Origin of the sequence: Prosthecobacter sp., from assembly GCF_044226605.1 — a bacterium.
Lineage (GTDB): Bacteria > Verrucomicrobiota > Verrucomicrobiia > Verrucomicrobiales > Verrucomicrobiaceae > Prosthecobacter.
In genome coordinates this window covers 81452-98223 of the sequence record NZ_JBGAGS010000019.1, presented here as the reverse complement: position 1 = coordinate 98223, position 16772 = coordinate 81452, and the positions used below count along the sequence as shown (strand labels likewise).

Genomic DNA, 16772 nt, shown 5'->3' with positions numbered 1-16772 from the left:
TTGCGCGCGTGTTTTGTCAGATGCCCCGCGGTCACCCGCCCATGCGCGGGCAGCACAGCCCCTTCTTGCACAGCGGCAGTCATGCTTTTATCCATACAGCATGGGACTGGGCACCAAAAACCGACTGCAACAAAACGCCACCGACTGCAAAGCCTACCTGCGCGAGCAGCACGCGGACAAGCTCGCGCTGGTGCTCGAATTCATCGCGGAAATCGAAGGCCGTGATGAGGACGCCACCCGCTGGAGCCAGTTCAGCGATGTGAAGCACAGCCGCGCCGAGATGCTGCAGCGCGCCGAGGCCGCGTTTCAAACCTGGCTTTCTGGAGGCTGAGCCTGCGGCGCTTCCTTTGCCTGCGTGAAGCATCGCGCCACCCACACTCCCGTCAGCGTCGTCATCGCGCCCGTCGCATCAGCGACGAGATCACGCAGCGTCTCGCGGATGCTGTACTGGATGTGCGTGTGGAGCACGATGTCGGAGAAAAGCTCTGCGAACTCCCAGAACAGGCCCACCGTGCAGGCCAGCGAGAAAGTGAAGAGGTAGCGCGCGAAGGCCGTGAGCTGCCCAAACCAGTGCGCAAAGCAGTCCAGCGCATGCCAGATGAAAAACGAGATCGCCACACCCCCGCTGTAATGCATCACAAAGTCCAGCTTCTGCCGGTTGGGCGAATGAATGATCAGCTGATGGAAAAACAGAACCGCCACCGGCGCCCAGCCTGCACGTAGAAGGAGGCGGAGCAGCGGCTTCATCATACGGCCTTCCAGTCCACCTTGGCCTGCTGCTCGCGGCCATTGCGGTCATGGTATTTCACGTGGCCGTGCTGCATGCCGTACTCGTGCACGCACTTGGTCACCTTCACATCATAGCAGCAGTATTCGGCGATCTTCGCCACCTCTCCCTGCTGCCACCATTTGAGAGCGTCGAGTCCGTCGGCCGTCTTACCCGTGCCAAGCGTGGCCGCGGCCACGGCATCGAGCTTGATGCGATGCCCGAGGACCTTCTCGAGATCGATCAGCAGATCCAGGCTGTGCGGCAGATCGGCGGAGTCAAAGAGCAGGTCATGCCCTTTCAGCACTTCGTAGTCGAAGCCGATGTGGTTGAAGCCCACCACGAGGTCCGCATTTTTGAGCTGCCGGATCAGCGCAGGCGTTTCGTCCTGCGTGAAAATGCTGTATTCGTTAAGCCGGGTGCTGAAAGTGCACGCGACGGAGATGCCCATCATGTGCTTGTTGCCCCAGCCGCCCACGTCGTTCGCCGTACGGCGTGTTTCGAGGTCGAAATAGACGATGTCTCCTGCCATGGTTCGCGAGAGCCGGGCGGAGGCTTAGCCGATGCGGTAAACGATGCGCGCCTTGTCCATGTCGTAGGGGGACATTTCGATCTTCACCGCATCGCCAATGACGAGACGGATAAATTTCTTGCGCATCTTGCCGGAGATATGGGCGAGCACTTCGTGGCCGTTGCGCAGCTTCACGCGGAACATGGTGCCCGCGAGCACGGCGGCGATGGTGCCTTCGAGTTCGATGGCTTCTTCCTTCTGCTTGCCGGTTTCTTCAGGCTCTGGCGGACGTGGTGGAGGAGCGGCGTAACGAGGCGGGCCGCCAGCGCCACGGGGAGGGCCGGAACCACGGTTGGGCGGGCCGCCGCGTGAAGGACCAGGACCACGATTGGGTGGTCCGCTGCGTGATGGACCGCGATTAGGGGGACGAGACATGCGTGAAAAAGTTGGGCGAGAGGATGCTGCCAGTAGGAGGGATTACAAGGGTAATTTTGTGCCGTGGCTGACGGGAAAGCCCCCGCCGGCCCATTCGGCGGAATTAGTGCAGACAAAAATCTCGCCGCCGCGCGTCCTGTCCGTGAAACTGCACCTGCATGCCCGCCGCCCCGACATTGCCCGACCTCTACGACGCCCACGGGGCGGGCCTGTTCCACTACTTCACCAGCTTCACCGGCAGCGAGGCGGACGCCAAGGACCTGCTGCAGGAGCTTTTCATGAAGCTGGCACGGCAGCAGATCCCCGGGGACATCCTCAACATGCGGGCCTGGCTGCTGCGGATGGCCCACCACCACGCCATCGACTGGCTGCGCCGCCACACCGTGCGCCGCCGCGCCGAGGAGGAGGCGCACGCACAGGCGCCGGCCGAGATGTTCGCCGCGCACGATGACCCGGACCAGGCCGAGCTGGCACAGCGCCTCACGCGCGCGCTGGCGCTGCTGCCGCTGGAGCAGCGCAGCGTGGCCCAGCTCAAGCTCTGGGATGGCCTGACCTTTGAGGAGATCGCGGAGGTGCAGGGCATCCCCCTAAACACCGCCGCCAGCCGCTACCGCTACGCCCTGGAGAAGCTGCGCAGCGAGCTGCGGCCCCTTTACGATGAACTGAAACCGTCATGAACACCAATCCCGACGCTTTTGAAAACGACCTGCGCGCCCTGCGCCGGCGCGCTCTGCCAGACGAGTGGCGGAGTGAAATGCTGCAGGCCGCGGCCGCCGCTGGCGCGCCGCCCGTGATGCCCAAAACGCATGCTGCACCGGCGGCAGCCCGCGCCCCGCGCTGGCTGGTGGCAGGCTGGAGCCTCGCTTGGGCGGCCACGGTAGTGATGTATTTCACCACTCCTCCCGAACCCGCCGCACCGCTGCCCTCCTACAGCGCGGAAATGCCGGACAGCACCGCGCCGCCCGCCCTCCTGTGGGACCAGCGTGCCGCCGCCATCGCCGCCCTGGTTGCCTCCAACTGACCCCCTCGTGCCTCCTCTCTTTTCCATTTCCTACCATGATTCGTCATCTCCTTTCCAAACGCTACGTCCGCATCATCCTCTGGCTGTTCATCACCGCCATCACCCTCGCCCTCCTGCTCTATGCCTGGATAAACTGGAGCGGCAGGCGCCGCTGGGCCGAAACCAAGGCCATGATCGAAAAGGAGGGCGAGACTTTCGACTTCCGCAAGGTGCTGCCAAAGACGCCTCCGGAGGCTCAAAACCTTCTCGCCATCGAGGCGCTCCGCGGCATCACGGAGACGGTCGATCATGATGACAAGAAGGGTGAGCCCGGGGCAAAGCGCAAAGCGCTGGAGGCGATGAAGCTGGAAGCCGCCAGCGTCAAGATGCCCGCCCTCACCGGTGTGGAAAAAGGCCAGACCTCCGACATCCAGGAATGGGTGAAATACCTGCGTGACGGCAAGACCGTCGTCCTGCCAGAAGCACCCGCCGTGGCCGGCACCGAGATCCTGACCACGCTGGACGCCAAATTCCCGCTGCTAAAGGAGCTGTCGGATCTGGCACCGCAACGCAGCCAGTCCATGTTCATTCCTGGCTTGGCGGAGCGCGAGCTGCCCGAGATGCTGCTCTCCCTCCCGCTGCACCACTATTCCGGTGCGCAGAGTTTGAATCGCATGCTGCTGCTGCGCGCCCGTGCGGCCATCGATGCCAAACAGGGAGCTGAGGCCGCGCGCAGTCTGCTCGCAGCGGAGAAGATCAGCCTTGCCTGTGAAGCAGAACCTCTGCTCATCGGCTGCCTGGTGGGCATCGCCGGAGAGGCGATGGTCAATGAAGGCCTCTGGCTGGGGCTGCGAGACAAAGCCTTTGCCGAGCCGGAGCTCCTCCTGCTGCAAAATCAGCTGGCCGCGCATGATCTGGACAAGGCCGTGCTGCAGGCTTTCCGCGGGGAAATGGCCTGCGGCATCGATGCCATGAACTACCTGCAGGACGTCGCCGCAGGCAGAAAGAAGCTCGCACCCGGCATCGGTTCCATGTTTGGCGAGGGCAAGCGCAGCAAGTCCCTCGAAACCCTGAGCGCACTGCCCGGCGGCATTTTTGACCATTGGAAAAGCGTGATCGCAGAGCAGGAGTGGAAACACTCGCTCTCCCCGCTGCGCCAGGGCGGCGTGATGGCGGCGGTCAAAGCGGACGAAGGGCTGAGCAAGGATTTGAAGGCGAACCAGAATTTCATCCTGCACCCCGACTACATCATGGCCCGCCTCATGCTGCCTGCCATCTCGTCCGTCAGCACCTCTGCTGCCTTGGCCCAGGTGCGCGAACGCCAGGCGCTCACGGCCATCGCTTTGGAGCGCTTTTTCCTGAAGCACTCAAAATACCCCGCAGCCTTGCAGGAGCTGGTGCCCGATTTTGTCTCTGCCGTGCCGCAGGATCCGGTCGATGGCAAGCCGCTACGCTACCGCACCACGGACGCAGGCCGCTACATGATCTGGAGCCTCGGCCTGGATGGCCAGGATGATCAGGGAGAAATCAAAAAGAACACCGTCCCGATGAAAAGCCCTGACTACCGTGGCGACTGGACCTGGAAGTATGAAGCCACGGAAACGGCGGCGAAATAGCAGCCCCGCCGACCTCTCCGGAAAAAGGCAGCGGCTCAGTAAAAATCCAGCCCAAGGTCCAGCGCGCGCGAGGAGTGGGTGAGAGCTCCCACAGAGATGGCGTTCACGCCGGTGGCGGCGACCTCTTTGATCGTCTCCAGAGTGATCCCGCCGCTGGCTTCCAGCCAGAATCTGCCGTTCACGAGTTTCACGGCCTCACGCAATTTTTCAGGCCCCATGTTGTCCAGCAGCAGCATGTCCACGCCATCCAGTGTCAGGAAGCCGGCCACCTGCTCCAGGGTATCGGCCTCGAGTTGCACGCGGGTACCGGGGCGCTCGGTGCGGAGCCTGTGAATGGCGGCCTGGAGGGAGGCGAGGTCGCTGTTCGCAGCCAGGTGGTTGTCCTTGACCATGGCGTGGTCATAGAGGCCCATGCGGTGGTTCGTGCCGCCGCCGTGCTTAACCGCGGCTTTTTCGATCAGCCGCCAGCCCGGGGTGGTCTTGCGCGTGTCCCATATCTGCACCGGGTGCGGCTGCACCGCCTCCACGTAGCGCCGGGCTTGGGTGGCCACGCCGCTGAGGCGCTGAAGGAAGTTCAGCGCGGTGCGCTCCGCCGTCAGCAGGGAGCGGGTGCTGCCCGCGACCCGCATGAGGACGCTGCCACGCACAAAGGGGCTGCCATCCGGCAGGCAGATTTCCACCTCCACGGCGGGGTCGATCTCCTTGAAGACCGCCTCGGCGATTTCAGCTCCTGACACGACGCCCGGCTCCCGGGCGACGATTTCGGCCTTGGACCGAGAGTCTGCGGGAATAAAATACTCGGCGGTGACGTCTCCGGGGCCGACGTCTTCGGCGATGGCGGCTCGGATCAGGGCTAAAACGGTGGTTTCCATGGGTGGCGGATCATAGGCCGGAGCAGGGCGGTTTCCAGTACGGGGAAAAACAGGTTGCCAAATGGCAGGAACTCGGCAACTTCCACGCCCCTCGCCCCCGGCCGGACTGTTTGAAGGCCTTGCGCAGCGCGGATTTAGGAGTGTGTCATGAGCAACATCATCGAAAAGATCAATCAAGAGCAGCTGAAGAAGGAAGTCACCGCTTTCACCGTGGGTGACAGCGTCAAGGTCCACACCCGAGTCGTGGAAGGTGACAAAGAGCGTATCCAGATCTTCGCTGGCATCGTCATCGCCCGCAAAGGCTACGGCATCAACGAAGCTTTCACGGTCCGCAAGATTTCCTATGGCGAAGGCGTGGAGCGCGTGTTCCCCCTGCACAGCCCCAAGGTGGCCAAGGTGGAAGTGACGAAGTCCGGCCGCGTGCGCCGTGCCCGCCTGCACTACCTCCGCCAGCGCCAGGGCAAGGACGCCATGTCCGTGAAGGACCAGGCTCAGAGCGAGAACTAATTTTTCCACTGTGTGTGTGCTTTAGTGAAAAGGGAGGGCCTTCCGGCTCTCCCTTTTTTTGTGGTTGCGGATAGGCCACAAGTTCCCAAACAGGTGGCCCGCAAGCCCTGCGCACCGTAGGTTAGTCGTGTTTGGCGCCGAGAGCGCTGCATCTCCACCACCACCCTCCGCCAAACCGCCCGACTACGGGGACTCCCCTACGCCACAGCGTTCGCAGCACGGAGTAAAGCGACTCTCCCTCTCCACGCCCTTGGAAAATCTAAGCACAAAACTTTCGCTTCGGGGAACCGTAGCGCAGCGGAGATAGACTGCCGCAGGCAGCCCGAAGGGCGAACGCAGTGAGTCAAAGGGCTGGAGTGAGGGGATCACGCGTGACCTCTCCAGCAGGGTGTCCCCCCTCACCCTAACCTCTCCCCCAAGGGAATTTTGGAAGATACCATGCGCTCGAGGGGAGAGGGGATCTGCTTTGAGCACGCTCTTCCCATGCAGCCACGAGGCGGCCATCAAATCATCTAACAGCCCTAACTCCCGAAGGCGCCAAGCCCTAGCAAACCACCTCACCCCGCAGACAATCGCCTGCGGGACTCTCCCATCTGTTTAACAACGAAGGATCCTACACCAGCATCAGCGCCGGATTCTCCAGCAGCTTGCGCATCTCTGCCAGGAACGTCGCAGCCACGGCGCCATCGACGACGCGGTGGTCGCCGCTCAGGCCCACCCACATGCGCTGACCAACCACGATCTGCCCCTTGTCATTCACGACTGGAGCGGAACGAATGCTGCCAATGGCGACGATCGCCGCCTGCGGCGGATTGATGATGGCAGCAAACTGGTCGATGCCATACGCGCCCAGGTTTGAAACGGTGATAGTGCCCCCTGCGAAGTCATCCGGGCTGAGCTTCTTGTTCTTGGCCTTGCCAGCCAGGTCCTTGACGCTCTGGCTGATCTCCAGCAGCGTTTTCTTTTCCGCCTGCTTGATCACCGGGGTCACAAGACCGTCATCAATGGCGATGGCGACGCTGAGGCCCACGGACTTGAACTTCACGATGGCATCGCCATCCCACGCGGCATTGATCGCCGGCTGGGCCTGGGCGGCGCGGATGACGGACTTGAGGATGAAATCATTCACCGTGTACTTGTTGCCGCCGTTCTTCTCAGCCGAGGCATTGAGGTGCGCGCGGAACTCCATCAGCGGACCGGCGTCGATCTCCATCTGCAGGTAGAAATGCGGGATCTGCGTCTTCGAAGCCAGCAGGCGCTCGGCGATGATGTTGCGCATGCTGCTGGTCGGCACGCGCTCGTCATCCGGACCAATGACCGGGCGAATGGCAGGTGTGGCAGCCACGCGGCCTGCGGAGCCACCGCCCACGGGGGCATTTTCCACATCCGCACGCACGACACGTCCGCCAGGGCCGGTGCCTACGAGGGAGTTGAGGTCCACGCCACGCTCAGCAGCAATCTTCTTGGCCAGCGGGGAGGCCTTCACACGCAGAACGGCTCCAGCGGCGGTGGCACGGCTCTTGTGCTGTGGGGCCAGCGGCAGGCGCGGGCCCGCGGCGGCGGACTTCGTGGCGGCTGCGGCAGGCTTCTTCTCGGCCACAGGTGCCGGGGCAGCGGAGGCCTGGGCTTTCGCAATGAGTTCGTCGAGATTGGCCGGTGCGGCTTCGTCTTCTTCAAGAATCACGGCCAGCGGAGCACCCAGCGGGACTTTGCCGCCAACCGTGGCAACGTATTTGTGCAGCGTACCCTCAAACGGGCTCGCGTACTCCATGGTGGCCTTGTCGGTCTCAATATCGGCAATGGCTTTGCCGACGGAAACTTTGTCCCCTTCCTTGACGAGCCATTTGGCGAGGGTCCCCTCGGTCATGGTGTCACTGAGCTTGGGCATTTCGATGAATTTGGGCATGGCGGGAAAACGAGATGAAAGGTTCTGGGTGAAGCAGGGAGGGGCAGGTCAGCAAATACCGAGGGCTTTGGCCACGACCACATCGGCGGTCGGCAGCTGGATGGCTTCCAGCGGCGGGCTGTAGATGGCCGGGGAGTCGAGGCTGCACACGCGCTGCACGGGGGCGTCGAGTTCGTCAAAGATGCGCTCCTGAATCATGTAGGCGATCTGGGCGCCAATGCCGCAGTAGGGCTTGTTTTCCTCCACGTAGATGGCGCGGTGGGTCTTGGCCACGGACTCGAGGATGGTGTCTTCATCCAGCGGGCGGATGGTGCGGAGGTCGACGACTTCGGCACTGATGCCGTGCTCTTCTTCGAGAATGCGGGCGGCTTCCAGGCAGGTGATGACCGCCTTGCCATGGGCGATGAGGGAGATGTCCGTGCCCTCGCGCTTCACATCGGCGAGGCCAAGGGGAATGTACAACTCTCCGCCGGGCAGTTCATCATTGGAGGGGACTTCCCACTCTTCGCCGTAGAGCTTCGTGCTCTCCATGAACATGACGGGGTCATTGTCACGGATCGCCGCCTTCATGAGGCCCTTGGCGTCGTAGGCATTGCTGGGGCAGACGCACTTCATGCCGGGGAAATTGGCCATGATGTTTTCCGGGGTGTGGGAGTGGGTGGCACCCACGCTGGTGCCGCCATTGGCCGGACCGCGGATCACGATGGGGCAGTTGATCTTGCCGCCGCTCATGTAGCGCACCATGGCACCATTGTTCACGATCTGGTCCCAGGCCACGGTGTAAAAGCTCCAAAACATCAGCTCCATCACCGGGCGCACGCCCAGCATGCTGGCGCCGATGCCCATGCCGATGAATCCGGCCTCGCTGATGGGGGTGTCCACCAGACGCTTGTCTCCCCACTTGTCCCAAAGCCCCTGGGTCACTTTGTAGGCGCCATTGTACTGGGCGACTTCTTCGCCCATGACCACGACCATGGGGTCGCGGGCGATTTCTTCATCGAGGGCTTCACGGATGGCGTCGCGGTAGGTGATTCGGCGGGGCATGGCAGGTTTTGAGGGGGCAGTAAGTCGGGTCGGGGCGGGGCGGTGTCAAGCGGGGGGCTGCGTTCAGAAAGGACAAACTTAACCTCCTGCCCGGGACAAAAAGTGTTCCACACCCTTTCCCAAAGCTGAAAAAGTGCCGGTTTACAGGTCTTTTTATTAACATTCCTTAACTTTTTTTAGAAATGATGTTGACGATTCCCCGAAAGTTTAGTTGAACGTAGGCTGTCATATACTCGCCCGTGCTTCTTTCTTCCGGTCCATCCTCCAATACTGGCCGCAAACTTGCTCAAAAAAGACGAGCGAAGTGCAAAAACGCGTCTATACTGACTACCCCCTGCGTCTCGGCGTGGGGCAAGGACGTTGGTCCTTTTATCGTATTACCCAACTAGAAATTTCATATGGAACTCGACGGAGGCATCAAGATTTACCTGCGTGAGATCGGCAAAACTGACTTGCTGACTCCCGACCAGGAGGTCGAGCTTGCCGAACGCATCAAACGTGGCGACCCCGAAGCCCGTTCGCACATGATTCGTGCGAACCTGAGGCTCGTGGTGAAGATCGCCCAGGATTACGCCAACTACGGTCTGCCCCTTCTGGACCTCATTTCTGAAGGCAATATCGGCCTCATGAAGGCTGTGGAACGTTTCGACCCGAACAAGGGTGGCAAGCTCTCCACCTACGCTGCCTGGTGGATCAAACAGTCCATCAAGCGCGCCCTCGCCAACCAGTCCAAGACCATCCGCCTGCCTGTCCACATGGTGGACAAGATCAGCAAGATGCGCCGCGTGGCCATGGCGATGTCCGAAGAACTCGGCCGCGAACCCACCGACGACGAACTCTCCGAAGAAATCGGCATTGATCGCGCCAAGCTCAGCCAGCTCAAGGTCGCCTCCATGCGCCCTGCCTCGCTCGATGCCCCCATCAGCGACGACGACAGCACCGAGTTCGGCGAAATCGTGGGCGATGAAAACGCCCAGACCCCCTTCGACCTGCTCTCGCATAAGAATATGCACAGCCAGCTCGATGGCCTGCTGACCGTTCTCGACGAGCGCGAACGCAAGATCATCGACGCCCGCTTCGGCCTCGCCGGCCAGAAGCCCCGCACGCTCGAAGAAGTCGGTCAGGAATTCGGCGTGACCCGCGAGCGTATCCGTCAGCTGCAGAACATCGCCCTGCGCAAACTGCGCCGCGCCCTGCAGAAGAAGGAAGACCCGATTCCCAAGGCGCTGCGCAATGCCGGCGGCAAGAAGAAGCGGAAAAAGGCCGCTGCTGCCGAAGCCGAAGACGATTAAGATTCACGAAAGCCGGGTGTCGCAAGACCCCGGCTTTTTTGTGGGCCTACTTCTGAACCGGCAAGAACTGCACCGCATCTGCAATCACCACTTTGTCCGGCTCCGTCCCTTCATTGGACACTCGCACCCAGCCCGCGCGTCCTTCTTCAAACCGAAATGTGCCCAGTGTGCGAAACAGCCGCCCATGCTCCGGCTCCTGCTGCTGATTAATAATCACCTTCGTGTCTCCGTCCGCATGATGAATCGTGACCGGTGCCCTGGTAGAACGTCGCACATTGTAGCAATGAGCCAGCCGCACCTCATACCAGCCCGCTTTCGGCAGCTTGGGCGTGAAGGTCACCGACTTGCTCCCCTTCCCCGCCTTCATGTCATGGATATATCCAAGACCGACATACGGCGGCGTGTGCGTGGAATACTGCCACTCCCCCACCAGCTCCGAATCCATCTCATCCACCACGATCCCCGGCAGCATTGCCGAATCCGACACACAAAACCGCACCATCTCCGGCCGGTCCACCTCTCCGGGAGAGTGGATGTTGGCGATGGCCTTGGGGTGGGGCCTGAGGGCTTCGGCGCCGAATGACACGCCGAGGAGCAACGCAGCGATCCAAAAGTATTTCATGGTATTAACTGGTGGACGATCATTTGCCGGCCTTTTCATTCATCAGGTAGCCAAGCAGGTTGATGAACGCCTTCTCATCCAGCATCTGCCCAAACACCGGCGGCATGAGGGAAATCGGTGCCGTCACATCCTTCGCGACATCATTCTTAGACACCCGATGCTCCTGCCCGGCGGCATCCGCGAGAATGAGCACCTGGCCCGCCTCACCTTTGAGGAAACCGCTCATGATTCCGCCGTCCTTCATCGTCAGCGTGTGAAGATGAAAGTGTGCATCCACATTGCGATTCGGATCCAGTATATCTTCACTCAAGCGCTCTGCACCACGCGCGCCGATGCCATCGAGCTGAGGGCCGATCAAACCGCCCAAGCCACGGATCTGGTGACACACGGCGCAGTTCGTCGTGAACACCGTTTTTCCTGCAGACTCATCCGGCTTCGCCTTCGCAAATGCAGCGGTGCGCGCGGCGATGAGCGCATCCAGTTGCTTCCGCTGCTCCGGCGAGACGGGCAGGGGTGCTGGTGCAGGCCGTGGAGGCAGATAGGCCACCAGCTTCTCACGCAGAGCTACCGGTGCCGTGTGCTGCAGCATCATGGCAAGAGACTTGAGAGCACTGCGCGTGCTGTCTTCGTTTTGAAAATCATTCACGCTGATCACCGCCGGCTCAATGCGTGTGATGCCCAGCCAGGCGTAGGCTTTGCCATCATCGCCATCGACCATCTCAAGTCTCACCTGCTTGCCGGCGTGTGGGGAAAGGTCCAGCTCCTCGCGCCGGCAATCGTTGTGGCGTGGGGGGAACACGCTGGCCAGCACGGCTCCACTTTTTGAATCCACCACGCGCACCAGGTTCTTGTCATGCGCCTGCGCCGCAGGTGCTCCGCGATGGCCGTTGACCCAAACGACGAGGCTGGCGGGCGCAGTAAAATCTTTGGATTTCAGAATGCCTGTGCGCTTCTCCTCATCGCCACCGCCTTTGGCCATGCTTTGCAGTACCTGCGCTTCGGTGCCGTCTGCGCATTTGCGTGGTTGGAGAGCCCACTTGGCATCGCCCGATGAGGTCCAGGTGGGAGCAGGCTGTTTGCTTGCTTGTGACAGCAGCGAGTCCGCAAGTTCCGTGGCCCATGCAAGCAAGGAGGAGGGTGGTTTTGCTCCACGCTCCATCACGCCGTTGTAGAGCGCATTGATGGCATCCAGCTGTGATTGCACGCCCGCTTTGGTTTGATCGCGGGCTTTGCCAATCGCTGAGCTGAGAGTTGCGTCATCGCCATAGCGGGCGAAGTGATTCCAGGTGGCTGCATCGGCGCTGCCTCCCTGGTTCAGCCGAGACATCAACCAGGAAGATGCCTCGGGAGTTGGCACGGCTTTGATCACCTCGATGAACCATGGCTTGCTCGTGGCTTTTCCAACCCGGTCGTGCCATTGCTCGTTTGTGAGCACTCCAGGCTGTGAAAGGAAATCGCGCAGCAGGAGGCGCATGGAAAGGATGTAGCTCACATCCTTGGGATTCTGCCAGGGCACGTTTCTCTCGATTTTTTCGGGATCGATCATGTCTGACAGAAGACCCGTCAACATTTTCACGGCGGTGGCCTGCCACCGGGGTTCATTCCGCAGGAAGTCAGGACGGTTGAGCAGCACCTGGGCAGCCGCCCGGCCTGCCGCGCTGCCACGAGCGTCAAAGATGACCCCAAGGCTCCACTTTTCCCAGGGATGCAGCCGTTCATGGTTTCCGATGACCTGGGCGGCATGCGCCATGAGCAGCCCGCGCTGCCCCTCATCATCATGGGGAGTATCCTCCACCCAAACACCTCCGTTGTGCAGTCCGCGAATCACGCGGTAGACATTGAGGCGCTCTCCGAGGTAGGAGCAGGCCCACAGTGCGTAGGCTGCCTGCATCGTTGCCCGGCTATGAATTGCCATGCCTGCATCACCTGGATCAATGGAGGCTGTTGGATCCGCAAAGTCTGGAGGAACTTCGTTTCCATGGGCTTCCATCTTCTGGGCTCCTTCAATGCATGTGAGCACGCCCCTCACCCAGGCATCGTTTCCGCGTCGTTTGACTTCACCCAGCGCAAACTGACGCCGTATGAGGTTTGGATTTCCGAGTTCGCTTATGACCTGCTGCGGCTCCATCGCCGTGAAGTCATTCTTCGTGGCCTTGTTTCCCTCCTTCACCACCCGCCAGATTCTTCCGCGTTCTTTGTCGCGACCGGGATGATCCAGAGGGACCTCGTAGTGGCCGATGATCTTGTTGTAGAAGTCGGCGATGTAGAGGGCGTTGTCGGGGCCGAGCTGGAGATCGACGGGGCGGAACCAGGGATCATCGCTGGTGATGAAGTCGGGCTGCTCGTTGGCTTTGGGCGTGGAGCCGGTGAAGGTGACGGTGTCGTGGTTCACCCGGGAGGTGACGCAGTTGCCGACGAGCGTGTGGTCGTCCCACTCGGGGCCCCAGACGCCGCCGTCGATGTAAACGATGCCGCAGATGCCGGTGGAGCCGTGGCTGTGCTCGCACATGACGGGGGCGAAGCCGAGGCCGTCGTGCGGCTTGCCAAAGCTGGGGTAGCATGCGCCGCGAATGAGCTGGTAGATGGGCGAGCTGTGGCAGTCGGCGCTGTAGAGATTGCCAAAGCGGTCCCAGCAGAGGCCGAAGGGATTGACCTGACCGTGCGTCCAGATTTCGACGTGCGAGCCATCGGGGCGGAAGCGGAAGACGTTGCCGCTGTGGAGATCGAGTGAGCTGCCGTCTTTCGCTTTGAGGTGGCTGGTGTTGTTGAAGCCGTGGGTGGCATATACCCAGCCGTCGAGGCCCATTCGGAAGCTGCTGCACATGCCGTGGGTGTCTTTTTCGTAGCCGAGAGGGCCAAAGAGAATTTCGCGGTGGTCGGCTTTGTCGTCGCCGTCGGTGTCGGCGAAGTACCAGATGTTGGGGATGCTCCAGGCGATGCACCCGGCCTTGTGCTCCGGCTTGTGCCAGGGCAGCACGCCCGTGGGAATGTTTAGGCCGCCAGCGAAGTCGGTGACTTTGTCGGCCTTGCCGTCGCCATCTGTGTCTTCGAGGATCTTGATGGCATCGCGGCTGTCTTTGACCTGCGTGCCCTGTGTGTCTGACCAGCGAGTTTTGTCCGCGGCGTAGGGATATTCAACCGTCGAAGAGACCCACAGCCGCCCACGAACGTCGAAGGCCATGTTGATGGGCTTGTTGATCATCGGCTCGCTGGCAAAGAGCTGCACCGTGAACCCTGGAGGCACATGCAGGCCCGCACGCTCCTGCTCGGGAGTCAGCGAATTCGTCTCGCGCACGAGGCGCATTTTATCCTCAGCTGCATGAAGGCTGGCGGCGAGGGTGCATGAGAGGAAAACACGGCGCAGGAATAACATCCAGCCATTACAGCGCAAATGACGTCCTTCATTCAAGCCACGTTTCGTCTTTCCACCACACACGCTCCGTCGTCACAAGCCACCTCGGTGACCTGCGCGCGCAATGCCTCATCACTGCGCAACCGCAGCAAATGCGAAAGGCCGATGCGGTTGGTGGAAATCCAGTGCACCACGCGCCGTGCGACCTGCTGCATCGCCGGGCTGGCCAAGCGCAGGGACCACTCGCGATACTCGCGCAGCGCCCACAGGCAGGTAACCCATGCGCCTGCGCCCTGCCAGAGCGATCCGTCATCGCCCATGACGACGATTTCCTGATCCGCGCGCATGCTGGGCAAATCCGGGCAGCGCAGCAGCGCCTGCGGCGAGTCATACGGCAGGAACTCCAGCCGCACATACGCTGCCTGCTCAAGCATCCAGCGCCGGAAGCGCGAGCACAGGCCGCAGCGGGCGTCGTAGAAGATGGTGAGGGTGGTCATGACTTGCTTTGATTCGGCAATGGTTATTGATCACGTGACCTTACATAGGAGGCGACCATCCCTGTGATGCTGGGTCCAAGGAGGTAAGGCATGTCTTGCAGTGAAAATTTCATGCTTGTGACTTTTGCCAGCCAGCCAGCTCCGGCAAAAGAGGGCCATAGAACTACAGTCACTGCGGCACCCGCCACTAAGCCGCAGATCGTCGCCACCCAGGGGCGACGCAGCTTGGAGTTGTCTGAAATCCAGAGATCAACTGGAAGGAAGATGACCAACCAAGCACCCATGATCACTATCCCGGTGCAAGCTCCCATGAACATCACGTACCCGAGATAGTCGCTGAAGGATTTAAAACGGTTTACCATCCACGAGAGATTGCAGATCCAGAAGAGAATGTTGCACGCTACCCAGCCGCACTGCATCGCGAGGAACGACAGCCCTATTGTGTGTCGGATTGTTTTCATAGCAGATCAAAGATGTCGTAGGCTTTGCTGATGCGGTTTATCGGGCGCCCGTTATAAAGCTGGGTGCTGCAATCACGTGACCTGACATAAGCCGCCACCATGCCCGTGATGCCGGGGCTGCTTGCGAAAGCGAGGCCGTACCATTCAAAATGGGCGGAGCCGCCTGTAGGATATCCGCTATTCCAGGTCTCTCCGATCATGATCGCCAGCAGCACACCATTTCCGGCAAGGAAGCCGCAGAGGGCGGCCACGCGTGGTCGGCGCAGCCACGATGTTTCGGGCACCAGCAGATCAACGGGAAAGAAGACGAACAGCCATGCCGCGAGGATCACTACGCCGCTACCAAAGCCATAGGCTAGAATGCCACCCGCGACATTTTGCGGGGAATAGTTTTGATGGCCCCATGCAAGCAGCATTCCGGCCAGCAGCGCCATATTGCATGCAATCCATCCGCACACCATGGCTTGAAAGGAGAGCTTCATCTTTCGCAGGAAGGTTTTCATGACGGGGACTCAGAGGGTGTCGAGCATGTCGTTCGTTTTGCTCACGCGGGTCATCGGCGGCACGGGAGGGGGCATGCTGGCGAGAGTGGCGCGGCGGCGCATCTTGGTGAAGATGTAGAGATTGAAGAAGTGCATGCCGCCGAGCATGAGGAGCACCACGCCCATCTTGCCGCTGAGCAGTTCAAAGACTCCGCGCGCGCCGGCGATCTCCTCGGTGCTCTTCAGATAAAGCGACACAAAGCCGATGTTCACCAGATAGAAACCAACGACGAGCAGGTGGTTCACGCTGTCGGCGAGTTCCGCATTTCCGTGAAAGCAATCGACGAGGAAGATGCGGCCGTTTTTATGCAGAGTGCGCGCGACCCAGACCGTCATGCTGACGGCGAGGATGAGGTAGAGAGTGTAGCTGATGACGGTTTCGTTCATAGTGTTGTGTGGTTTGTGTTTGGTTTGAGGGGAAAAAGTTCAGGCCGAGCAGGCATGTCCGCAGGCAGCTTCACGCTGGTGATCAGGCCGATGAAACTCAGCATGCGCAGCGCCCACCAGCCGGGGTCTGCCTGGGCTTTGTTCAGCCCCAGACGCGCCGATTCAGGGAAGGCGTGGTGATTATTGTGCCAGCACTCGCCCATGGTGAGCAGGCCGAGGTGCGGAACATTGAAGCCCTGCACCGCGTGCCCTTGCAGATGCCAGTCACGCTCTCCCAGGTTGTGCGCAAAGTAGCCGATGAGCCAGTGCCCGATGATGGACAGCACGATGCGTACCGAGATGCCCCACACCACCCAGCCGAAGCCGCCGAGCAGATAAAACAGCACCGCATACGGCACCTGCTGCAGCATCCACGTGCGCTGCATGAATCGGTAAACACGATCCTCACGCACCTCGGGCTCGATCTCAAAACGCGGCGGATGTTTCAAGCGGCACTCGCAATGGAGCTGCCATAGCGCGTCCCGCCAGATAGGCCGCTGATCGCGGTAAAAAGGATGGCAGGCAGGGTGCCGCTGCGCCCAGTCCCGGCTGTCATGCAGATAGAGCATGGCAAACGGGCCGCCCATGCCCACCACGGTTCCCAGGTGCACCAGAAGATGCTCCAGCCAGCGCGGACAGGTAAAGCTGCGGTGAATGAGCAGGCGGTGCAGGCCAAGAGTGAGGCCGAGGCACAGGGTAATCCCCGTGAAGACCATGCAGAGCACCATCGCCCCCATGCTGATCGTCGACCAGCCGCCGATGATTGCGATAAGCAGATGCGCGGTAAACCAGAGGGATTTCACCGGACTCCAAATGACCTGCCCTTCAATCGGGTTGGTCTCGGCACCAGCCGAACTCATGCGGCGGACTTGGACGGGTGAAGCATTCATGGTGATATTTAATTCTGAATTTTCAGTTATTTG

The 16772-nt window shown here is 60.9% G+C and carries 19 protein-coding genes; 6 read left to right on the top strand and 13 right to left on the bottom strand.

All coding sequences use genetic code 11. From position 1 onward, the window contains the following. Positions 1-100: 100 nt before the first annotated feature. Positions 101-331, top strand: coding sequence for a hypothetical protein (locus ACILSO_RS24060; RefSeq protein WP_395740021.1), 231 nt, complete (start codon positions 101-103; stop codon positions 329-331). Here the strand turns inward: ACILSO_RS24060 and ACILSO_RS24055 are convergent. The 3 genes from ACILSO_RS24055 to infA are packed head-to-tail and all read right to left on the bottom strand — an operon-like array spanning position 307 to position 1712. Beyond that, a complete protein-coding gene (locus ACILSO_RS24055; RefSeq protein WP_395740020.1) occupies positions 307-750 on the bottom strand; it encodes a hypothetical protein in 444 nt (147 codons plus the stop codon). The genes ACILSO_RS24060 and ACILSO_RS24055 overlap by 25 nt on opposite strands. Further along, positions 747-1298 carry a ribonuclease H-like domain-containing protein gene (locus tag ACILSO_RS24050; RefSeq protein WP_395740019.1) on the bottom strand — a complete coding sequence of 184 codons (552 nt, stop codon included), beginning with the start codon at positions 1296-1298 and terminating at the stop codon, positions 747-749. Before ACILSO_RS24050 ends, ACILSO_RS24055 begins: the two co-directional genes overlap by 4 nt. Positions 1299-1322: 24 nt before the next feature. Beyond that, complete coding sequence (gene infA, locus ACILSO_RS24045) at positions 1323-1712, bottom strand: translation initiation factor IF-1 (protein WP_395740018.1); 390 nt, start codon at positions 1710-1712, stop codon at positions 1323-1325. A 158-nt stretch (positions 1713-1870) separates the two neighbouring features. On the opposite strand from infA, the gene ACILSO_RS24040 reads away from it, so the two are divergent. The 3 genes from ACILSO_RS24040 to ACILSO_RS24030 are packed head-to-tail and all read left to right on the top strand — an operon-like array spanning position 1871 to position 4328. Beyond that, positions 1871-2389 (top strand): RNA polymerase sigma factor, encoded by a 519-nt coding sequence (locus ACILSO_RS24040; RefSeq protein ID WP_395740017.1) that lies wholly within the window; start codon positions 1871-1873, stop codon positions 2387-2389. Then, a complete protein-coding gene (locus ACILSO_RS24035) occupies positions 2386-2733 on the top strand; it encodes a hypothetical protein (RefSeq protein ID WP_395740016.1) in 348 nt (115 codons plus the stop codon). Before ACILSO_RS24040 ends, ACILSO_RS24035 begins: the two co-directional genes overlap by 4 nt. Positions 2734-2768: 35 nt before the next feature. After that, complete coding sequence (locus ACILSO_RS24030; RefSeq protein WP_395740015.1) at positions 2769-4328, top strand: hypothetical protein; 1560 nt, start codon at positions 2769-2771, stop codon at positions 4326-4328. Between the two features lie 35 nt (positions 4329-4363). Here the strand turns inward: ACILSO_RS24030 and nadC are convergent, their stop codons facing one another. Next, positions 4364-5200 carry a carboxylating nicotinate-nucleotide diphosphorylase gene (gene nadC, locus ACILSO_RS24025; RefSeq protein ID WP_395740014.1) on the bottom strand — a complete coding sequence of 279 codons (837 nt, stop codon included), beginning with the start codon at positions 5198-5200 and terminating at the stop codon, positions 4364-4366. Positions 5201-5347: 147 nt separating this feature from the next. On the opposite strand from nadC, the gene rplS reads away from it, so the two are divergent. Beyond that, positions 5348-5707: a 50S ribosomal protein L19 gene (gene rplS, locus ACILSO_RS24020; RefSeq protein WP_395740013.1), complete on the top strand. Its 360-nt coding sequence runs from the start codon at positions 5348-5350 to the stop codon at positions 5705-5707. Positions 5708-6320: 613 nt separating this feature from the next. On the opposite strand, the gene ACILSO_RS24015 is transcribed toward rplS, so the two are convergent. Together ACILSO_RS24015 and ACILSO_RS24010 are read right to left on the bottom strand one after the other, a co-directional pair. After that, complete coding sequence (locus ACILSO_RS24015; RefSeq protein WP_395740012.1) at positions 6321-7613, bottom strand: dihydrolipoamide acetyltransferase family protein; 1293 nt, start codon at positions 7611-7613, stop codon at positions 6321-6323. Between the two features lie 48 nt (positions 7614-7661). Further along, complete coding sequence (locus ACILSO_RS24010) at positions 7662-8657, bottom strand: alpha-ketoacid dehydrogenase subunit beta (RefSeq protein ID WP_395740011.1); 996 nt, start codon at positions 8655-8657, stop codon at positions 7662-7664. 398 nt (positions 8658-9055) lie between these two features. On the opposite strand from ACILSO_RS24010, the gene ACILSO_RS24005 reads away from it, so the two are divergent. Continuing rightward, entirely contained in the window at positions 9056-9949 is an 894-nt protein-coding gene (locus tag ACILSO_RS24005; protein WP_300199627.1) for an RNA polymerase sigma factor RpoD/SigA, read from the top strand. A gap of 46 nt (positions 9950-9995) precedes the next feature. On the opposite strand, the gene ACILSO_RS24000 is transcribed toward ACILSO_RS24005, so the two are convergent. The 7 genes from ACILSO_RS24000 to ACILSO_RS23970 are packed head-to-tail and all read right to left on the bottom strand — an operon-like array spanning position 9996 to position 16739. Then, on the bottom strand, positions 9996-10571 hold the full coding sequence (locus tag ACILSO_RS24000) for a xanthan lyase (RefSeq protein WP_395740010.1): 576 nt from the start codon (positions 10569-10571) through the stop codon (positions 9996-9998). 19 nt (positions 10572-10590) lie between these two features. After that, positions 10591-13944, bottom strand: a complete 3354-nt coding sequence (locus ACILSO_RS23995) for a PVC-type heme-binding CxxCH protein (protein WP_395740009.1) — start codon at positions 13942-13944, stop codon at positions 10591-10593. Positions 13945-13976: 32 nt separating this feature from the next. Next, complete coding sequence (locus ACILSO_RS23990) at positions 13977-14420, bottom strand: thiol-disulfide oxidoreductase DCC family protein (RefSeq protein WP_395740008.1); 444 nt, start codon at positions 14418-14420, stop codon at positions 13977-13979. A gap of 23 nt (positions 14421-14443) precedes the next feature. Further along, complete coding sequence (locus ACILSO_RS23985) at positions 14444-14881, bottom strand: hypothetical protein (RefSeq protein ID WP_395740007.1); 438 nt, start codon at positions 14879-14881, stop codon at positions 14444-14446. Then, on the bottom strand, positions 14878-15384 hold the full coding sequence (locus ACILSO_RS23980; protein WP_395740006.1) for a hypothetical protein: 507 nt from the start codon (positions 15382-15384) through the stop codon (positions 14878-14880). The genes ACILSO_RS23985 and ACILSO_RS23980 overlap by 4 nt, the downstream gene beginning before the upstream one ends. A gap of 9 nt (positions 15385-15393) precedes the next feature. Next, positions 15394-15810: a hypothetical protein gene (locus tag ACILSO_RS23975; RefSeq protein ID WP_395740005.1), complete on the bottom strand. Its 417-nt coding sequence runs from the start codon at positions 15808-15810 to the stop codon at positions 15394-15396. Then, complete coding sequence (locus tag ACILSO_RS23970) at positions 15807-16739, bottom strand: acyl-CoA desaturase (RefSeq protein ID WP_395740004.1); 933 nt, start codon at positions 16737-16739, stop codon at positions 15807-15809. Before ACILSO_RS23970 ends, ACILSO_RS23975 begins: the two co-directional genes overlap by 4 nt. Positions 16740-16772: the final 33 nt, after the last annotated feature.